Here is a 20020-nt window from a genome sequence, read left to right on the forward strand (position 1 = left end):
ACCAACTTACTCTGCCAATGGATTTGGCGGAAGATATCCCCGAAAATCACCTCGTTCGTGTCGTGAACACTGCCGTTAACCGTCTGAGTGATCACATCTTTGCCAACGCTTATCCCGGCGGCGGCCGAGATAGTTATCACCCAAAAATGTTAACGAAAGTCATTATCTATGCCTACACCCAGCGCATCTACCCCTCACGTCAGATCGCCAAATCTGTCCGTGAAAATGTAATGTTTATGTGGATTGCTGGCCGGCAACGGCCCGACTTTCGTACCATCAACCGGTTCCGTTCTGAACGTATGAAAGCTGTGCTTGAAAAGGTGTTTTCCGCTGTTCTCCAATTTTTGGCGGAAGAAAAATATGTGAAGCATCGAACGCTAATCGCTACACGTTCGTTTGGGGAAAGGCCGTCGTTAAAAATAAGATGAAGTTGCAAGAGAAAGTACAGACGCTGTTTACCACGATCGAAGAGACGGAGAAGCAAGAAGACCTGGAACACCGCGGACAGGAGTTGTAGGAACTCGGCGATGCCTCGCAGATCACTAGGAGAAGTTGGAGCAGGCCTTGAAGCAGTGTAAACAAGCTTATGCGCGCTTTTTTATTGTTATACAACATATGGATTTGGTTTGAATGACAGATTCATTCTTTAAAATAGGGCGTAATCCCTCTTGAATATAGGTTCTCCACTAACTTGAAAAATTCTTCTGACGATAAATCCTTTTGACGCTGGAGCCAAAGACGAAATAAAGAAAGGGAAGTTGTCAGGTAAAACTCAATTAAGTATGGCGTTAAGGAATGGTTTTGCGGAACGTTTAATTCTAATTGATTCAAAGTGATTTCTTTTTTTAAGCGTTTTAGAAAACGGGCACTTCCATAATCACCTAAAAGGGCATTAAGAACCAAGAGATGTTCTCTTTTATCCAGGCAATAGAGCGTATCTTGAACCGTATGCATCGATAGCTCTTTATTCGCCAATTCTTTTTTCATGTCATTCAATAAGTCATTCTCAACAAAGTCTAACAATTCGTAAATGTCAGTAAAGTATTGATAAAAGGTGCTGCGGTTATATCCTGAGTTATTCGCAATTTCCTGAACCGAAATTTTCTCAATCGGCTTTTGGCTATATAACTCACAAAAAACTTCTACAAACTTTTGTCTTGTTTTCTCCGTTATTTGGGGTTGCTTTTTCATGATTCCCTCCTACTAGCGAATAAGAATATCATCCGACAAATAATAAAAAACTGATGGTTGATCAAGGAATAATGAAGATTTATAATCACATCATACAACATGTTGTCTGATAATCAAAAGGAAATGTTAATAAGTAGGGGTGGTTTTAATGTCAGCAAAACAAGATAGAATTTTAATTTTTGGTGCAGGTGTCATCGGGAGCATGTACGCAATTAAGCTTATTGAAGCAGGGTTTGACGTTAGCCTGTTTGCACATGCTAATAGATTTAAATCATTAAGAGAAAATGGCCTGCAATATAAAGAAAAAGGTACAGTTAGATCGATACAAGTGAATGTCATTGATACGCTCGAAAATGACGATGTATACGATTTTATTTTCGTTACCGTTCGTTATGATCGGTCCGAATCAGCGTTGTTAGCGCTAAAAGATAATCAAAGCAAAAATATAGTTACGATGACGAGTAATTCAATTGGATTTTCTTCGTGGCTGGATATCGTAGGGGATAGACTTTTACCAGCCTTTCCCGGCTTCGGCGGACAGATTAAAGATGGAGTTTTGCATGCCCGATTTCTACCAAAGATTATAGTGGCAACTGCATTTGGAGAAATGAATGGTGTAGTGACAGAACGCATAGAAAACCTCGCAAAATTATTTAAAACAGCAAAGCTTCCCTACGTTATTAAAAAGGATATGCAAGCGTATCTAATCACACATTCCGTATCAGACATTGCCATGATGAGCGTTTTGTATTCTGAGAATAAGATAATTGACAAAAAAACAGTCAGAACCAGAAAGACGGCACGCAAAATAACAGTCACTTTAAAAGCGTATCTAAGGGCAATACAAAAAGCTGGCGTTTCAATTGATCCACCAATGCTTAAAATGGTGCTTAAATTTCCAAACTTATTTTTGGATCTTTTCTTTATGACATGGCTACGAACTAAAATGGTTAGAGATATGATGTTGCCGGATTATGCGAATAATGCTAACAATGAGATTGTGCAGCTGAGTAATGATTTAATGAAATTTTTAAGTCAAAATGATATCAAATCGGAAATACATGTTCAGTAATTTTTTTGTTAAAATATTATGGTGATTTTTAATTTTTTTCATTAAACCCTTCAATTGGGCATTAACCTGAATATGAAAATCGAAATATATAGTTTTTCGTAGCATCCTTGGCTAAACTCCCTCGGTACAATACAGTTTTCTCATCAATGCTCGCTGATTCGCAGGATTTCACCAGAGGATGAATCGTAACTCGGATTGAATAGAACGAGAGCCGTCAAAATGGGCAACCGAGAACAATTGTCTCCCGTCGCGAGCAACATGGGACTGCTGGGCGATATCGATGCCGACGACAAGGTGCTGGGTTGAAATGCGTTCGAGCAGTTGATTTTGTTTGGCTTGAGCTTTAAAACTCAAGATAGAGCGACCTCCTTAAGATGGCTAAAGGGCTATGGCCCGTGACTACCCCATCGTACCGGAGTTGCTCGTTTTTGTGCAAAACGCAAAATTAACGCTCTACAGGAATTCTAACGGGGAACTATAGTTCAATGACGAAGGGCTGCCTTGTGGCAGCCCTTCGCTCAACTAACTGGCAGATTAGTTTAATGCAATTGTTATAATTATAAGGTGGTGGTTATATTGATATCCTATACTAAGAAGCATCAGGACATTGTAAAAAAAGGTGCAGATGCAATCGGCGAAATCTTAAAAATTGCTAATATTGATGAAAAAAAGAAGTATATTATTTTGCTTAGCTAAATACCTAGACCCTTATTTTGGATACAACTTGCCTTATTTTGATGAGATAATAGTTCTCTTAGAAAAACACTTGTTTGAAAATCATGACAAAGAATTTATCGCAACACGATCTCCTTAAAAAAAAGGATTCCTCATTAAATCAGCTGAAGAGATAGCGCGCCCTTCTTTCTCTACTCCCGTACTTTCAGCCACGATTTGTTTTAAATACTGATTTGATTGAATAATTGATGTAGGGGAATAAATGGTTTCATCTTGCAATACAATCGTAAATATTCCTTTTCCGGGGATAAAAACTTGACATATAGAATTATCTTTGTTCATGTTTGACAACTGTTCCATTAAATCTTCCATCGTTGTAACTTCTATCATATCAATCACCACCCATTGTAAGATTATAACAAGGTTCCGTACCTCTTTATCCACTGCCTAAGTCATCCTACGGATTTACTCCTATTGAGAATGGACGAGCTCCCACTGGAATGGTCGCAATCACTGTATTGGTTACTCCATTAATCACAGAAACGGAATTATCATCCTGATTTGTTGCATAAATACGATTGGTTAATAGGTTGGTTCCAACTCCGTTTGGATTATTCCCGACTGGAATGGTAGCAATCACTACATTTGTTAATCCACCAATCACAGAAACATTATCGGTATCTCGATTCGGTACGTAAATAGCGTTCGTTGATGTATTAATTCCTACTTCACCTGGAGTAGTACCGACCGGAACGGTAGCAATCACCGTATTGGTTACTCCATCAATCACAGAAACACTATTACCCGAAAAATTTGATACATAAATTTGATTTGTTAATGGATTGATTCCTATTCTAAATGGGTTAACCCCAACTGAAATTTGGGTAATCACGGCATTCGTTGCTCCATTAATGACCGTAACGACATCAAAATTAAAATTTGCTACATAAATACGATTGGTTATTGAATTGACGCCTACTCCTGTTGGAAGAGACAGATCTCCTACAGGAATAATGGTAGCAATCACTGTATTGGTCAATCCGTCAATTACGGAGACTGTACTATCATTAAAATTTGCTACATATATGGCATTGGTAGCAGTATTAACCCCGATTGAACTTGCACCATCCCCAGTAGGGACTGTAGCAATCACTGTATTAGTTATTCCATCAATTACGGAAACGTCACCACTAGTCAAATTTCCTACATAAATTCGGTTAGTTAATGGATGGACACCTACTCCCGCAGGATTTACTCCAACAGGAATGGCAGCAGTCACCGCATTCGTTACCCCATCAATCACAGAAACATTGTTACTATTGAAATTGGCTACATAAATACGATTGACTGATATGGATTCGACAGGACCTGTAGGTCCGGTTGTCCCTATTGCTCCCGTCGCCCCAGTTGCTCCTGCAGTTCCTGTTGCTCCGATTGCTTCTCCAAGTCCTTGAAGTAATTGCGGTCCTTCTGCTAGTGGTCCTTGGGGCCCTCGCGCTCCTTCAGGTCCAGGAGGTCCAGGAGGACAATTGCATCTACCCATCATTTCATCTCCTTGTTATTAAGCTTTTTCATCATTTTAAAAGCCTAATATTAGAAACACTCCAAATACCTATTAAACTTAAAATAGTCAAATAGAAAAGTATATTCACTGAATATATGCACAGCTATGTTAGGGATTTTAGTAACCAAAAGAAGCAATAGAAAGAGTGTTTTGAAGCTTTATGAGAGAGATATTCATTTAAGCCAAAAGCTATTTGTCTTTACTCCGGTGGACATTATTTGGGAGGAACAACGCATTAACGGAATCAGTATGAATAGGGGGATTAAGATAGGCTCTTTCGCTCTTCCTCATGTCGTCTATTACTGGTACTTAAAGGCGATCGGCATTGTTTAATAGAGGAAAGAAGTAATCAATGTGGAAGTACAAAAAGAATAGCTTGAAGAAATTATGGGCGATATATCCGCAGCTATTCATAAATTTTGAGGTGTTCAGACTTGTAGCCTCCATCAAACGATCTGTAGAGCGTGGTGATAGGAATTGTATGATCACTTGCTCTAACTTGCGTTTCGATAATGGCATCCATGATATTTTTGTGCAAGGATTGCAAGGTTCCATTTCCCGCCTTCACCTATAATTAAACTTGAAAGAAGGATCTGAATGGATTGGCTGGACCGAATGAACAATGCTATGGAATATGTCGAATCACACCTGTCTGAAGCAATCGATTACGACCAAGCAGCTAGAATTGCCTGTTGCTCAACTTACCATTTTCAGCGCATGTTTTCGTTCATCACTAATGTTCCGATGGCGGAGTATATTCGGTGCAGGCGGCTTACCCTTGCCGCATTTGAACTGCAAAATAGCGGTATAAAGGTTATCTATGTGGCATTCAAGTACGGTTACGAATCGCCTGAGGCATTCTCTAGGGCGTTCAAAAAATGCACGGTTTAATGCCAATGTCAGCGCGCGACAAAGGCGTTACACTCAAGGCCTATCCTCGGTTATCTTTTCATATTTCGATTCGAGGAGATGTTGAGATAAATTACAAAATCGAGGAAAAACCAGCCTTTGAAATGTTTGGCGTTTCAACTCTGGTCAATGCCGATGGCGAGAATCCGTTCATTGAATACCTGAATTTTGGGAGAAGTGCATTTCCGACGGAACCGTAAAACGAATCCGTGCCGCCGCAGGTTTGGGGGAACATGGCCAGATCCATGCGGTTTTATACAACAACCAAGGTGAGAGATTCTCCTACATGATCGGTTATTTCTTGCCTCAGACTGGCTTGCCGCAAGGGTTTAAAAAGCTTCAAATCCCCCCGCAAATGTATGCTATTTTTTCAACTGGCCTAAACCCAGACGGACAAAGCGGTATTCATGATTTGTGGAGACGTATTTGGGGAGAATGGTTTCCGACCTGTGATTATCAATTCGCAAATGGCCCTGAGTTTGAAATGACCTATGATAGAGGCAACGGTATGTACGAAATGGGAGTTTGGATCCCTGTCGTTAAAAAGTGAGTCGTGTGCGCAGTACCAAATTCACCTTAGTGTTAGGGGCGATTCCCTATGGAAAGCGAGAACAGAATGGATCATGCAATCATTGCACAACATGCGCTTGCACAGTACGATATAAACGTTGTATCCGTATCGCCAATAGCTCAAAGTGGTGCAGCGGTTTTTAAAATTGAAGATAATCGTGGATTGTTATACAGCTTGCGTGTTCATAAATCTAAAAGCAGTGCGCTTGAAAAGATATGGACGCGCCGAGATGTGCTGGACTCTGAGTTGGTATGGCTGGATGCGCTTAATCGTGTTAATAGTCTTACTATCCCTGAGCCAAAACGCAATCAGCAAGCGTCGTATGTCACGCAAGTGGACGAAGTTTATTGTATAATGCTCAGTTGGGTGGCAGGCGAGCAAAAACCATACTTCACGAACGAGCAAGAATTGAAATCCACCGCTGAGATGACGGCAGCTTTGCACCGTCATTCCAGTAAGTGGCAGCTCCCTTCCTCTTTTGTCCGTCCAATGAATAATAGTGCACGTATACGGCTCGTTCTTGACATGCTAAAAAGTCTGCGTCTCGTGAATTTGGCAGGTATGCAATAGGGAAGTTCATTATCATTTATTTATGAATTGTGTGATGCTAAGGCTCAAAGCAGACCGGATATCTGAGCACTGCACTCCCTTAATCTTTTGCTTACAGCACGGTCTCTTTTCCGGTTTAATCGGACGGCAGGGCCGGATATGGCTACCGCCGCGATTACGTTTCCTTTATAAAAGATTGGTGCAGCGATGCAGCGCAAACCTATTTCTGTTTCTTCATCATCAATGGCGTATCCTTGCTGGCGTATTACGTTTAGATGCTCTTTTAACAAATGATTGTCGTCAAAGGTATGTTTTGTTGCTTTGTGCAAGGTAAGGTGATTAAGCATTTTATTTAGCTGTTCATCACTCAGGTGCGCTAGGATTACCTTCCCAAAGGCACTCAGATGGGCATAAGCAGAATCACCAACACGAGAATGGCTGCGTATGGCATGATTCCCCTCGACTACCTGGACCGTCATGACATTCATTCCGTGCAAAACACCGATATAAGCGGTTTCGCCAATCTCCTGCGCTAATTGATGTAGGGAAGGCACAACCAGCCAATTAAGGTTGGTGTTAACAGATGAAGAATAAGTCCTTCTTAATTCAGAGGCTTTGTAAGTATTCCCATCTTTTTGAATAAAACCAGTCTTCTCGAGTGTATACAACAGACGAAAGGTTGTTGATTTGTTCAGATTAAACTGGCGCATAATGTCTGTCAATCTCAGGGGTTCCCCTTGCTGCAGCGCGTCAAGAATGAGCAGCCCTTTTTTTAGGGTCGCAACCTCATATTGATCCATTGCTTCACCTCAAAGCATCTTTGTTCGATCATATAATCCTAAAAGGATGGATTTAAAAGTTATTGTTTAAGTTTATATCTTGATCTTCACCCGTGTATACTATTCTTCCTCCTTAATTTTGATGTGTTTTCGATACATAATGAACCAATCAAGAACGAAAAGAGAGGGCAAGCGCTTTACGCCCAACCCTCCCGAATATTTTCCGGACGCTGAATTCATTATAGAACTTGGTGTAATTTCTATGAAATAATAATTCCGAGTTTATTTTCACCCTACTCCATAACATCACTTTCCTAGCAAAAATAGGCGAATGCCCTCAACCGCATAAGCATGATCCAACTCGCCGGTCAATCCTCCGACTGTAACTGACCCGACCACGCCAACATTTTTGACCCGTATGGGAAAAGATCCGCCTACCGCTTGATAGTCTGCTGCGGGCAGCAATGAGTGTTCAGCATGAGAAGCTCCACTTTGGATAAAGCGTTCTTCAATGTAGGCAGAACTACGGCTATAATGATCGACGATCCGTTTTTTGCGAAATAACCAAACGTAGTTTTCCTCCGAGGTACCATCCATCAGATGTGTAAACACGGGAACTCGGTTACGTTCGATATGAACGGCCACTGCTGCATTGTTTTCTCGGGCATATTGAACAATCCGGTTTCCAAGTGCAAGGGCATCCTGATGGCTAAACGTTATAAATTCTAAATCTTGCTCCACGCGGTCCAATTCATTCAAATTCATTTATTCTCTCTCCTTAACGAAATATATTTTGTTTCTTATCCAGCATGTAGTTTATTACGGCCAGAAAAGAGGCAAATCCAGCCATAATTGCTCCGATCCAAGCTGTGTCCATGATATGCATTTGTTCTACCGCAACCCCGCCCAGAGTGGAACCAACAGCGATCCCGATATTAAAAGCAGATATGTTGAGTGCAGAAGCCAGTTCCTTAGCAGAGGGCACCAGCTTCTCAGCAAGTATTAAAATGTAAGCCTGTACGCCGGGAGACATTATAAATGCGAACAAGCCCATCAATATGAGTGACAGAATGCTGAGCGTCTTGCTGGGCAGCAGCCATATTTGCAACAACAGGGCAATTGCCTGAATCAGAAACACGAACCGCAGTGCCTTTACAGGATGCCCGTTTGCTAATTTCCCCCCGATAATATTACCGATGGCCACTGCAACACCGTAAACCAGCAGGAGCCATGAAATGGACGAGGCGGAATACCCGCTGATCTCTTCCAGAATAGGAGATATATACGTAAATAAGGCAAAGGTCGCTCCGAAACCGAGTACCGTCATCAACAAAGCCATAATGATCCGGGGGTTGACGATTAAGCTACCCACATCCTTCAATGTCGGCGAGTGCTTTGAACGTTGGACTTTTTCTACCGCTATGAGGTTGACCAGCAAGGCTATCAGCCCCAACCCGGCAACTGCGACAAATGTCAAACGCCATCCAAATTGCTGTCCGATATAAGTGCCTAGAGGCACTCCAAGAATGGTAGCGACGGTTAAGCCGGTGAACATGATGGAGATAGCGGTCCCTTTTTTTGTAGTCGGGACCATATCTGCGGCCACTGTAGCTGCAACGGCGAAGAAAACACCATGCGCAACCGCAGTAATTACTCTTGAAATAAGCAGTACCGTATAAGATGGAGCTAAAGTGGACAGGACATTCCCGGCAGTGAACACGAGCATCAGGAATATCAGGTATCCTTTTTTGGGGAGCTTTCCGGTAAATACCACCACTACTGGCGTGCCAATCGCGATGGCCACTGCATACCCAGAAATAAGCGTCCCTGCTTTCGTAACGGTTATCCCGAGATCGGCGGCTACTTCTTGCAGGAGGCCGACAATAACAAATTCTGTCGTTCCAATGGCAAAAGCACTCACCGCAAGTGAAATCAATGCAACATAGATTTTTGAGTTCATAAATTCACCTCCCTTATATAAGCCTGATATTAAGAGAGAAGTTAAAAAAGTTCAAAAAAATGAAAAAAAGTTTCTATTATAGAAATCTTTTTCGATTATAAAAAAACTAGAAACGGCTGGATGCAAGAGATCGAAAAGGGAGTTGAGGTGAATTAGTACGGAGAGCTCACGATTGATGGAAGCCTGATTAAATCGTTTTAAAAAGATAAAAGCTACCATGTAATATGGCAGCTTTTTAATGCTTAACGCAATAGTATTAATAGCATTTATTTCTAAACAAATGATCCTTCCCATTCGACGTTGAATCGTTGATCTTTATTAGTGATTCAACTAATTGGTAACCGCACTCCTTCACCCACATGCGGTCTAGTTCTCCATAACAAGACTAATGAAAGAATTACAATCACCAGACATTACCCAATAAACAGACCGAAATCCTATAAACGGGGCAATGATACCACTGCCAAGCGTTCCTATAAGCCTACCGATAGTGAATGCGTTAGTATAAAGCGTTGTGGCTATTCCCGGTGAATCCGGCAGCATATCCGTGAAATAACGGAGTCCATTGCCCATCACGATCGCCACAAACGTTGCCTGCAGAGGCTGTGCTATGATCAGCTGCATCGGATCATTCGATAGAATCAAGACGTAGAAGTAGAAGACCGCGATAACACTGCACATCATCAAGAGAGTGTGATTCGATATCACAGGGGGAGATACGGCATTGTAATCGATATACCGATCCCGATCATCAGCAATGCAGAAGACGAGTACACGGTACCCTTTGATCGACCTTCCCGAAGATAGTTAGATATCAAGCTTCCGGGTACCGATCCATTTCACCATTTCTGGATCCCGATGTGAAAAGAATAGGCTCTGTTTCGTATCGAGCGCGGCAATCGACTCCATATCCTCTTTGTCTAATTCGAAATCGAAGATATTGAAGTTTTCTATAATTCTTTCTTTACGAACCGATTTTGGTATTACAACGACTTCTCTATGTGTTAGCCAACGCAAAACAACCTGGGCAACGGATTTATTATACTTTTCAGCTATCGTTACCAATACTTCATTCTGAAACAAATTATTTTTCCCTTCAGCAAAAGGCGCCCAAGCTTCGATCTGAACATTGTTCTCCATCATGAATGTTGCGTTTTCGATTTGCTGGTTGAAGGGGTGTGTTTCCACTTGATTAACGGCAGGAACGACTTCATTATGAATAATCAAATCGATTAGACGATCCTCGTGAAAGTTACTTACGCCAATTGCACGGACCTTACCTTCACGATACAACTCCTCCATAGCGCGCCAGGAGCCATGCACATCGCCAAAAGGCTGATGAATTAAATATAAATCCAGATAGTCAAGTTGCAATCTTTTTAGCGATCTTTCAAATGCATTTTTTGTACGCTCATAACCGGTATCCTGAACCCACAGTTTCGTAGTGATAAATAACTCATCTCTTGCGACTCCACTCCGTTTAATCGCTCTGCCAACCGCTTCTTCGTTTAGATAAGAGGCAGCAGTATCAATCAGACGATATCCTGACATAATAGCGTCATGAACACTTTGTTCACATTCATTTGCGTCTGCAATTTGAAAAACACCAAAACCGAGTATAGGCATCTCTACACCATTGTTTAGAATTACTTTTTGCACGATAAAACCCTCCAGTATTTTTAAAGTGTAAGTACAGGGAGCCAAAATTGAGCAAGCAGCTTATCTAATGATGAATGGTATGCTCGCCAATTACACCCTTATTATGCACCGGATGAAAAAGAGAACGTTATCCCATTCGTGTCTAATGTTTGCCTAATCCTCTCACGACCACTTATGTATCAAATGAATATAGGCTATAATCGAACTATAAATAACGAAGTGGGAGGGGCCAATGTCTGAAATAATTATGAAACAGCAAGATGAACTCGCCAAAATCATTGAGCGTTATTCAGAAAAAGACGGTGTTCATCCCACCGCTATTTCATCTTTATTTTTCATCCGTGTCTCAAATGCTGGCTTGCCAAGTCATGGCGTTTACAAGCCTTCCTTATGTATGGTGGTCCAAGGTGCGAAGGAGGTATGGCTGGCACAGGAGCGCTTTAAATACAGTCCGTCTGATTACCTTGTGGCATTCGTTCACTTGCCGGTTACAGCCCAAGTCACAGAAGCGGCACCGGAGGCTCCTTATTTAGGTTTCAAACTTGAATTTACGCCCAGCCAAATCTTAGAGGTCCTACATGAATCTGAAAAACAGGTGAATCCGAAAGCAGATCTTAAGAGGGCCATGTTTGTCAGCCAGATCGATTCGTCTTTGTTGGATGCGGTTCTCCGGTTAGCTCGTTTGCTAGATAATCCCAAAACCATTCCGGTGCTTGCTCCATTATTTACGAAGGAGATTTTATATTGGGTGTTGGAAGGTGAGAATGGAAGTGTTTTAGAACAGATTGTAATGGAGGGGAGCTCAATCTTTCAAATCAGAGAGGTTATTGCGCACATCATGACTCATTATGATCGTTCTACGCGGATAGAGGAGCTTGCCGATATAGCGAATATGAGTGTCTCTTCGTTTCATAGGCGATTTAAAGAAGTAACGGCTATGAGCCCTATTCAGTTCCAAAAACAATTGAGGCTCCAGGAAGCCCGCCGCCTGCTTTTAACCGAGTCAGCAGATGCCACTGATGTGGCATTTCGTGTTGGCTATGAAAGCCCCTCGCAATTCAGCCGCGAATATTCCAGGATGTTTGGCTTTCCGCCAAGACAAGATATAAAGCGGTTGAGAGCATAAAAAGCTTAGGGAGTTCCTTTACGGACTTTAGCAAGGTGCAATTGCGTTCGTAGAAGATACTTCGTTATTCCGTTCACGCCAACAAATTACGCCGAGTCTCTGGTATCTTTGCGTGGCGAAGGTATATGATATGGATATGAATGAAATGGGAGGATGAAATCACCGATGAGTTATAAAACCTATTTTCAAAACGTAAGGGAACAGCAATTGGACGAGCTAAAGCAATGGTTGTCCATCCCGAGCATATCTGCCCTGTCCGAGCATAAAGCGGATATGAACAAAGCGGCCGATTGGCTTGCGGACGCACTCACCCGCGCAGGCCTCGAGAATGTGGAAGTGCATCAAACCGACGGACACCCGATCGTGTATGCCGATCATCTTCATGCTCCCGGCAAACCTACCGTGCTTGTTTACGGCCATTACGACGTGCAGCCAGTCGATCCGCTGCATTTGTGGACGACGCCTCCCTTCGAGCCGGACATCCGGGACGGCAAGCTGTACGCGCGGGGCGCTACGGACGATAAAGGCCAGGTTTTTCTACATATCAAAGCGATAGAAGCTATATTGAAGCTAGAACAGCAGCTTCCGGTCAATATCAAGCTGTGCATCGAAGGCGAAGAAGAGGTTTCCAGCCGGAGCCTTCCCCCTTTCTTGGCGACGAATCGGGACAAGCTGGCGACTGACGTCGTCTTGATTTCGGACACATCGCTGATCGAGCCGGGCAAGCCCGCCATCAGTACGGGACTTCGTGGGTTGTGTTCGCTTGAGGTCACCGTGAACACCGCGAATACCGATTTGCACTCCGGAACATTTGGCGGAGGCGTTCCCAACGCGCTTCATGCCCTGGTCTCATTGCTTGCGACTTTGCATGATGATCGGGGCGGCGTAAGCGTCGAAGGATTCTATGAAGGCGTGCCAGAGCTTTCACCGCTTATGAAAGAAGAGTTTGCCAAGCAGATGCTGGATGAAGATCAATTGAAGGCAAGTCTTGGTCTTGACGCATTGTACGGCGAAGAAGACTTCTCCTTTGTGGAGCGGGTTGGAGCAAGGCCGACGCTTGAGCTGAACGGCGTTTACGGCGGATTTCAGGGCGAAGGCACCAAGACGGTCATTCCGAAAGAGGCGCATGCCAAGATCACCTGCCGCCTTGTTGGAGACCAGGACCCGCAGGACATTTTGGACAAGATTAAACGGCATTTGCAGAAGCATGTTCAGCCCGGTGCGAAGCTGCAAGTCAAAGACGGCGAGCAGGCCCGCGCTTTCAACATCGATCCTTCCGACCGGATGCTGCAGCTGGCTGCGGATGCTTACGAAGACGTCTACGGCACGCGAGCGCTGTTCACGAAAGACGGAGGATCGATTCCGATCGTCGAAACCTTCTCCCGCGAACTGGCGGCTCCTGTCGTTATGATGGGCTTTGGTCTTCCGGACGAGAATCTGCATGCGCCGAACGAGCATTTTAACCTGAGCAATTTCGATAATGGGCTTCTGACGATCATATCGTTCCTGAAGCGGTTATAGGCATGAAAAATCGCGAAGCAGCTGGCTTCGCGATTTTTTTTTGACCATCAGGCTGTTAAACGAAAATAAAGACTGGAGATGGGCAGGTTAGTGTAACAATTATTTCCATATTGCATCTATATTTTCGACTGCACAAACGGGGGTGGGGTGACAGTTTGAATGAAAAAAATCTTAGCTGTAGTTTTATTTATTTGTATTATAGTCAGTATAAGTGTACTACGACCTAATGTGGTATTTGCATGTAGTTGCAGTAATCCAAGCATTGAACAAAAATTGACGTGAGCAAAGATATTCAACCCTTAGACCGATTAACTGAACCCGAATGGAAAAACCAATATTTTCTGATCATTGCATTTGTTTTCGCAATAACAATTTTAGTATTAATATGGAAAGTTAAGCTGAGGTTCAAAAATATCGTTCATTAAGCTAACTGGACACGATAGTTCCATACCTGAAGGGCAGAAGAGTGTGATGGAACGGCTATTTATTATCGCTCTTTCTTTTGCCAGAGTCACACATCCGCTTCACCTACAATATGATGAGTCTAGAAATCTAAAGAGGTGAGGCAATGGCAGTCGTAAAAAGCAGGAAACAGGATATTGATATGTTGGCAAGGTTGCTTAGAGCTGAAGCTGAGACCGAAGGCGAAATGGGCATGCTTCTTGTTGGAAATGTTGGCATTAACCGAATAAGAGGGAATTGCTCCGATTTTAAAGATATCCGGACAATTCCCCAAATGATCAACCAGCCGCATGCGTTCGAAGCGTTGCAACATGGTATGTACTATCAAAACGCAAGAGAGAGGGAACGCCGTCTGGCGCAACGGGCTGTAAATGGGGAGCGGAATTGGCCAGGCGAATTCTCCCTATGGTATTTCCGTCCAGGATCGTTCGAAAATCCCGGACCATGTCCGGCAACTTGGTATGATCAGCCGCTCGTAGGACGATGGAAGAAGCACTGTTTTTATCAACCGACCGTGAAAGAATGTGAAAATATTTATAATACGGTTTAATTTTATAAACGAAAAGAGTTCATAAAGGATCTTTTAACCTGACTTATCACAGCTATGTGTCGGTTGACAAGAATTATAACTCATTTAATGCCGCGTAAATCGTGGCTTTTTTGGGTTTTCTTATATTGCGGGCATTATTTATTATCGAATCAAGTTTTTGTCATTTGTCATTGTAAAGAACATTGTCTGATTACCGACGAGCTTTGCCGGTCAGCAGCCTGCTTAACGAACGGAAAAAAAGTTGATAAAACAAAAATCACGATGGATGGAGAATAAGTTGTTGTGATATTCAACGACAATAAAAACAGTCGCAGAGGACCGGCGGTCATGCCGATTTCCTGCGACTGTTTGGCGCATATCAGATCGAGAAACTTAGTTCATTGCGCTTCCTCGTCGGCCGAGGGACCGTAGAAGCCCGGCACCGGAATATCGAGAAGCCGCAAGTATACCCCGAGCTGCGCCCGGTGGTGGACCATGTGGCTTAATCCGAAGGTGCGGAATGCAATCGCCCGCGGCTCGCGGAGAATAATATGGTCGCCGTGGCGCAGCGTCCATTCCTCGCCGAGTGTTTTCTCGTCGCATTCGGTGAGCAACTTTTCAACCTTGCCGACGTTCGCGTCGAACTCCTCCAGAACGTCAGCGCGTTTCTCCAAAGGCTTCCTCCGCAGTGGCACGGTAGAAAGATCGAACTCCGGGTACTGAAAAATCGCGATTTGCCAGTTCAGCAGGTTGATCAGGTGCGTAGCTAGTCCCCCGAGCGTCATCGATTTCTCGTGCGGCTTCCATGACATATGCTCCTCGGGTAAGCGTTCCAGAATGCGGCGCGTAATTTCCAGTTCATGCGTTGCGTCGCCGACGATCAGTTGTTTGACCATGAATTCCTCTCCTCCCTTATGGTTTAGCATACTATAAATTCCAGTCTAGTGGAAAGTATCCATAAGTGGTTACCTAAATCTTGGATCAATTGGTCAAACCATACTTAAACTTTCTCCCGATCCCCCGTTTTTGCAGACAGCATATCCCATACACTCATTAGCTGCGTTATGGCAGCATCAATTGCCTCAAGCGGAATACCGTCTATAGCTTGTGATGAGATCCCTCGAAGAAAGGTGTCAAACAAGGTAACCAGCATGGGGATATCCGTTGAAGCGGGCAACTCACCATTTGCTAGGGCCCGTTCTATACAATCTTGCTGCCAACCGCGTACCTTTGTTCGTTCCTTGGAGAGCATGACTTGACTTACTCAGTCTGTTCGGTTTAGCGCTGGTGTCCGTTGCATTGTGGGTTGGCGGGACATCGGCGTGGGTCGTTTATGCGGCAGTTGCGTTATGGGGACTTACTTTCGGCGGTGCCGCCACGCTATTGCAAACCGCGCTGGCTGATGCTAGCAGTGAAGAAGGCGTTGATATCGTGATGCCTATTAATACGACGGTGTGGAATCTGGCCATAGCCGGAGGAGGGATTGCGGGTGGAATATGGTTAGAACTGGGTTACGCGCAGGCTTTTCCGGGAGTGCTGTTGATTCTTCTGCTTGTGGCGCTGATTATAGCGTGGAGTGCGAAGAGACACGGCTTCCCCGGAAAACAATAAAAGATTCGTGAACTATGGTCATACCGGATGTAGAACAGAATCGACTTTCGCCTGAAGGAAACCCGATGGAGGATATAAAATATAATCCGATTTATTTTGCTGAATAGGATCACATAGTCCCGTTTCAAGAAAACGATGAAACAGATAAGATTTTATTTTGGAATTTAACCGATGATGTTGGCTACATTGATGAAGTTGACGTAGCAGTTCTTAAAAGGTGTAAGTCACTGTGCTATCGGTTGATATAGTTAATAAATTGAAATCATGTTAAAATATCGGTAACGATAATTGAAGGTGGACATGATATTATGGAAAATTATGCGAAAGTAATGGGAGTTCAGTTTCCCAAAATTACATTAGATCGCACCGTAGATATCCTTAGTAATGTAATTGAACAGGACAGGTCTCAACTTTTTCATGTTATTACGGTTAATCCGGAAATTACTATGGCATGTCAAAAGGACAAGTCACTACGTTCTATTATAGATGAAGCTGGTCTTATTACAGCAGATGGTATTGGGATTGTGATGGTATCTCGTTTAAGGGGTGGGAATCTTCCTGAAAGGGTTACTGGTTATGATACGTTGCTAAGGCTTCTAGATTCAGGGAATAAAAAGAAATGGTCATTTTATTTTCTGGGCGCAGACCCGAACACTAACCAAAAAGTATGTGAGGTTATTCGTGAAAAGTATCCTGACCTTTTAATACTAGGTAAGCATCATGGCTTCTTTAAACAAAATGAAGAAGATAAGATAGTTAAAGAAATTAGCTTCTTAAAACCTGATATCTTGATTGTTGCACTCGGAGCCCCCTATGCTGAGAGATGGATTCATAAATATAGATTTGAGCTTAATGCCAAAATTGCAATTGGGGTTGGCGGAAGTCTCGATGTAATAGCCGGAAAGGTAAAGGAAACTCCTGAAAGTTGGAAGAGGCTAAACGTAGAATGGCTTTATAGGTTGATTCGACAACCGTCAAGATGGAAACGACAGCTTATATTACCTCGATTTGCTATACGGGCATTGTTATTTAGGGAAGATAAGTAGACCATTCATTGAACTAACGGGTAACTACAGTGCGGTACTATGGAATGTGGCGCATGAAAAAGGAGCGAAGCATTTGGACAACAAAAGGATAAGCGCTTATTTTTATTTGTTGTATACCGTTCTGGTAGATATACGCTCCCATTCGTTTACGAACTCAGCGAAGTCTACGAAATTTATAAATGATCTATCAGATACATTTCATAATTTACCTTTAGTGCTTTCTGATGATCCTAAAAAGTTCGATGAAAAATTATTTTGGGGATACGTGGAGAGTATTCAGGAAAGATATCCTCATGATGCACGGGACTATAAGATTATGTTTAATCAAAAGATGAACGGCTGAACTAACAGGTAACGATAGCATTCCTGTAGAGCGTTAATTATCAGCTTTGCAAAAAAACAAGCGCCTCGGTACGATGGGATTACGAAACGGGTCATAGCCCTTTAAATCCCATCATCCAGGAGGACGCTCTACTATGAAGTTTAAATCGCAGGACAAACAAAATCAACTCATTGAAAAAATTACCGCCCAGCATTTAGTCGTCGGGATCGATATCGCTCAGCAAACGCACGTCGCACGTGCAGTAAACTTTCGCGGGATCGTAATTGGCAATCCGCTATCTTTCTCAAATGACGAAGAAGGTTTTCTGATCCTTCTTCGCTGGATCCAATCGTTGCAGGCAGTCCATAACCTTAACTTCGCTATCATTGGCATGGAACCGACGGGGCATTACTGGCTAAGCATCTCCAAATGGCTATCCGAGAAACAATTTGAAGTTGTTCTCGTTAATCCTCACCTTGTAAAAAAGAATAAGGAAAACCGCGACAATACACCATCGAAGAGCGATAAAAAGGATGCTCTCGTCATCGCAGACATGGTGAAAAACGGCTACTATTCATTCATTCGCAATGSGCCTGAAGCTTTTGAAGAGCTTCGTGTCTTTCTCTCCAACCGAGACTCTGTCGTTACGAGRCTCGTTAGTGCAAAGAAYCAAATTCATCGTTGGGTTGACGTTGTGTTCCCTGAACTGCGACAAGTGTTTAAGAACCTGATGTGCAGAGGTTCATTGGCGACACTTCGTCTTTTCCCGACGCCTGAAGAACTGAGAAAGTTAACGCCTCAGGACGTGGTAAGGTGCTGGAAATCCATTATGCAACGTCAACCCGGGGAGAAGAAGGCTCAGACCCTTGTTGCGCTTGCTAGTCATTCTGTTGGCTCTAAGCAGGCAACTCATGCATATAAGCTCCATTTAATACAGCTTCTCGCTGAATACGATCTCGCTTGTGAACAGCTGCAAGTCGTAGAGGTAGAGATTATTGCAGTATTAGGTCGCATACCTTTTGCTAAATGTATGCTTGCCATAAAAGGAATTAGTGCGATCTCACTAGCTGGTATTCTTGGTGAGGCCGGAGATTTAAGCGGTTTTGCACATGGAAATGCACKGCTTCGGCACGCTGGCCTAAACCTCGCAGAAGCAAGTTCAGGCAAATGGACGGGGCAGATGAAAATCAGTAAACGCGGACGATCGCGCCTTCGCCGTTTCATTTTCTTGATGACCATGAGTTTAGTCGCTAACAATCCAGAGTTCAAAACCATGCATGCCTACAATGTACAGGTAAAGAAGATGAAGAAAATAAGGTCCATTATGAAACTTTGTGGCAAACTAGCTCGAATACTTGTTGGGATGGCTCGCCGAGGCGAAGCCTACAACCCACCTAAAACCTTACCAATTCAACTAGCAGCGTAACCTACGCCCTACCGTTTCGTTGTACGAGTTTTGGCTTATTCGCAGGATTTCAAAGAAAGCACGGAGTACCGGATATATTCAACCAAAGGGCACCGACCCGTAACGATAGCAAGACCGGCCTCCACCCCTTGGACAGGCGTAACGAAGGAATGAAAGGGCGTAGACCCGTTGAGACATGGGAGTGAGAACCTCCAGGGGCGGCGTGGAGAATGCGTGCAGTAAATGGAACTTTCTGGGGCGGTATATATTCCCCTTTATTCCCGTGCGTCTTCATGTTGCCGAAGTCTTATACGGAGTTCCCCTTCTTGTCTTTCATCCTATACCAACCGGGCGAAATCCTGCGAATAAGCGAGCATTCGTGAGAAAACCATATCGTACTGAGGGAGTTGAATAAAACACCGGGATGAGTAGGCGCTACGGATGCCTGCTCATTATTATGCTGACTGGTAGTATAGAGTAATAAAGGTAAGGAATCATCCAGTCTCTATTATACTTTGAAGGGGAAAGGAGAGAGAAAGTTGAGAATTCGAACCGCAGCGAGGGCTATAATGATTAAAGATGAAAAATTACTTGTACTACGCAGATCTGGAGTTCAAGGGGAATTTTATGTTCTCCCTGGTGGTGGTCAAGAACATGGAGAAAGCATCCAAGAAACTTTGGTCAGGGAAGTGCTTGAAGAAGTAAGTTTGGAGGTTGAGATTGAGGAACTTCTCTTCATAAATGAATTCATTGCTAAAAGAGATTCTCTTTTTCCTGATTTAGAGCCCGATGTCCACCAAATTGACTTTACATTTTTATGCAAGGTTATTTCGTTAAATGAAGCAAAGGTTGGAGACACTCCTGACGTGCACCAGGTCGGCATTGCTTGGATTCCACTGGATGAAATAACCGATTACAAATTGCATCCCAATAATGATGTCAATTTTATACTTGGTGCACCTTCGAGAAACGCTTTAACAAAATGGATAACAAATAAAGAAAACTTAAGAACGCCTTCATTTATTGCTGGATAAAGAGGACGAGGCTGCTGGCATAGAATGGTAGCCTC

At 43.3% G+C, this 20020-nt stretch carries 22 protein-coding genes and 1 pseudogene; 13 read left to right on the plus strand and 10 right to left on the minus strand.

Annotated elements, in window-relative coordinates; genetic code table 11:
* Positions 1–514: pseudogene (locus ADU23_RS18980) on the plus strand (transposase); the annotation flags it as partial.
* A gap of 125 nt (positions 515–639) precedes the next feature.
* Here ADU23_RS18980 and ADU23_RS18985 read toward each other — a convergent pair.
* The gene (locus ADU23_RS18985) at positions 640–1191 is read right to left on the minus strand and encodes a TetR/AcrR family transcriptional regulator (protein WP_053375165.1); all 552 of its coding nucleotides are present in this window, start codon (positions 1189–1191) and stop codon (positions 640–642) included.
* 148 nt (positions 1192–1339) lie between these two features.
* Between ADU23_RS18985 and ADU23_RS18990 the strand changes: the two genes are divergently transcribed.
* Positions 1340–2263: a ketopantoate reductase family protein gene (locus ADU23_RS18990; RefSeq protein WP_053375166.1), complete on the plus strand. Its 924-nt coding sequence runs from the start codon at positions 1340–1342 to the stop codon at positions 2261–2263.
* Positions 2264–2431: 168 nt separating this feature from the next.
* On the opposite strand, the gene ADU23_RS18995 is transcribed toward ADU23_RS18990, so the two are convergent.
* From ADU23_RS18995 to ADU23_RS19005, 3 genes are all read right to left on the minus strand, one after another.
* Positions 2432–2617 (minus strand): hypothetical protein, encoded by a 186-nt coding sequence (locus ADU23_RS18995; RefSeq protein ID WP_053375167.1) that lies wholly within the window; start codon positions 2615–2617, stop codon positions 2432–2434.
* A 456-nt stretch (positions 2618–3073) separates the two neighbouring features.
* Positions 3074–3382 (minus strand): hypothetical protein, encoded by a 309-nt coding sequence (locus tag ADU23_RS19000; RefSeq protein WP_053375168.1) that lies wholly within the window; start codon positions 3380–3382, stop codon positions 3074–3076.
* 13 nt (positions 3383–3395) lie between these two features.
* Positions 3396–4481, minus strand: coding sequence for a hypothetical protein (locus tag ADU23_RS19005; RefSeq protein WP_053375169.1), 1086 nt, complete (start codon positions 4479–4481; stop codon positions 3396–3398).
* 618 nt (positions 4482–5099) lie between these two features.
* On the opposite strand from ADU23_RS19005, the gene ADU23_RS34260 reads away from it, so the two are divergent.
* Genes ADU23_RS34260 through ADU23_RS19020 form a run of 4 tightly spaced genes read left to right on the plus strand, consistent with a single transcriptional unit; the run spans position 5100 to position 6552 of the window.
* Positions 5100–5393 (plus strand): helix-turn-helix transcriptional regulator, encoded by a 294-nt coding sequence (locus ADU23_RS34260; protein WP_442950613.1) that lies wholly within the window; start codon positions 5100–5102, stop codon positions 5391–5393.
* Positions 5381–5611, plus strand: a complete 231-nt coding sequence (locus ADU23_RS34265; protein WP_442950614.1) for a hypothetical protein — start codon at positions 5381–5383, stop codon at positions 5609–5611. The genes ADU23_RS34260 and ADU23_RS34265 overlap by 13 nt, the downstream gene beginning before the upstream one ends.
* A 5-nt stretch (positions 5612–5616) precedes the next feature.
* A complete protein-coding gene (locus ADU23_RS34270) occupies positions 5617–5961 on the plus strand; it encodes a GyrI-like domain-containing protein (RefSeq protein ID WP_442950653.1) in 345 nt (114 codons plus the stop codon).
* Between the two features lie 48 nt (positions 5962–6009).
* A complete protein-coding gene (locus tag ADU23_RS19020) occupies positions 6010–6552 on the plus strand; it encodes a hypothetical protein (protein WP_231637488.1) in 543 nt (180 codons plus the stop codon).
* 44 nt (positions 6553–6596) lie between these two features.
* On the opposite strand, the gene ADU23_RS19025 is transcribed toward ADU23_RS19020, so the two are convergent.
* The 5 genes from ADU23_RS19025 to ADU23_RS19045 form a co-directional block, all read right to left on the minus strand.
* Positions 6597–7331, minus strand: a complete 735-nt coding sequence (locus tag ADU23_RS19025) for an IclR family transcriptional regulator (protein WP_053375171.1) — start codon at positions 7329–7331, stop codon at positions 6597–6599.
* 285 nt (positions 7332–7616) lie between these two features.
* Complete coding sequence (locus tag ADU23_RS19030) at positions 7617–8075, minus strand: heme-binding protein (protein ID WP_053375172.1); 459 nt, start codon at positions 8073–8075, stop codon at positions 7617–7619.
* 13 nt (positions 8076–8088) lie between these two features.
* Positions 8089–9270 carry an MFS transporter gene (locus ADU23_RS19035; RefSeq protein ID WP_053375173.1) on the minus strand — a complete coding sequence of 394 codons (1182 nt, stop codon included), beginning with the start codon at positions 9268–9270 and terminating at the stop codon, positions 8089–8091.
* Positions 9271–9636: 366 nt separating this feature from the next.
* On the minus strand, positions 9637–9954 hold the full coding sequence (locus ADU23_RS34275; protein ID WP_053375174.1) for an MFS transporter: 318 nt from the start codon (positions 9952–9954) through the stop codon (positions 9637–9639).
* Between the two features lie 123 nt (positions 9955–10077).
* On the minus strand, positions 10078–10929 hold the full coding sequence (locus ADU23_RS19045) for an aldo/keto reductase (RefSeq protein ID WP_053375175.1): 852 nt from the start codon (positions 10927–10929) through the stop codon (positions 10078–10080).
* A 232-nt stretch (positions 10930–11161) separates the two neighbouring features.
* On the opposite strand from ADU23_RS19045, the gene ADU23_RS19050 reads away from it, so the two are divergent.
* The 3 genes from ADU23_RS19050 (at position 11162) to ADU23_RS19060 (ending at position 14588) form a co-directional block, all read left to right on the plus strand.
* A complete protein-coding gene (locus tag ADU23_RS19050) occupies positions 11162–12055 on the plus strand; it encodes an AraC family transcriptional regulator (RefSeq protein WP_053375176.1) in 894 nt (297 codons plus the stop codon).
* Between the two features lie 165 nt (positions 12056–12220).
* A complete protein-coding gene (locus ADU23_RS19055) occupies positions 12221–13576 on the plus strand; it encodes a dipeptidase (RefSeq protein ID WP_053375177.1) in 1356 nt (451 codons plus the stop codon).
* Positions 13577–14144: 568 nt separating this feature from the next.
* A complete protein-coding gene (locus ADU23_RS19060; protein ID WP_053375178.1) occupies positions 14145–14588 on the plus strand; it encodes a cell wall hydrolase in 444 nt (147 codons plus the stop codon).
* Between the two features lie 377 nt (positions 14589–14965).
* Here the strand turns inward: ADU23_RS19060 and ADU23_RS19065 are convergent, their stop codons facing one another.
* Positions 14966–15463, minus strand: a complete 498-nt coding sequence (locus ADU23_RS19065; protein ID WP_053375179.1) for a DinB family protein — start codon at positions 15461–15463, stop codon at positions 14966–14968.
* 391 nt (positions 15464–15854) lie between these two features.
* On the opposite strand from ADU23_RS19065, the gene ADU23_RS19075 reads away from it, so the two are divergent.
* The 4 genes from ADU23_RS19075 to ADU23_RS19095 all read left to right on the plus strand — a co-directional run bounded on the left by ADU23_RS19075 (position 15855) and on the right by ADU23_RS19095 (position 19985).
* A complete protein-coding gene (locus tag ADU23_RS19075; RefSeq protein WP_231637489.1) occupies positions 15855–16178 on the plus strand; it encodes a hypothetical protein in 324 nt (107 codons plus the stop codon).
* 308 nt (positions 16179–16486) lie between these two features.
* Positions 16487–17224: a WecB/TagA/CpsF family glycosyltransferase gene (locus ADU23_RS19080; protein WP_053375181.1), complete on the plus strand. Its 738-nt coding sequence runs from the start codon at positions 16487–16489 to the stop codon at positions 17222–17224.
* A 476-nt stretch (positions 17225–17700) separates the two neighbouring features.
* The gene (locus ADU23_RS19090; protein WP_053375183.1) at positions 17701–18972 is read left to right on the plus strand and encodes an IS110 family transposase; all 1272 of its coding nucleotides are present in this window, start codon (positions 17701–17703) and stop codon (positions 18970–18972) included.
* 518 nt (positions 18973–19490) lie between these two features.
* Complete coding sequence (locus ADU23_RS19095) at positions 19491–19985, plus strand: NUDIX domain-containing protein (protein ID WP_053375184.1); 495 nt, start codon at positions 19491–19493, stop codon at positions 19983–19985.
* The last annotated feature ends 35 nt before the right edge of the window (positions 19986–20020 follow it).

Source organism: Paenibacillus sp. FJAT-27812 (assembly GCF_001273905.1).
Classification (GTDB): domain Bacteria; phylum Bacillota; class Bacilli; order Paenibacillales; family Paenibacillaceae; genus Pristimantibacillus.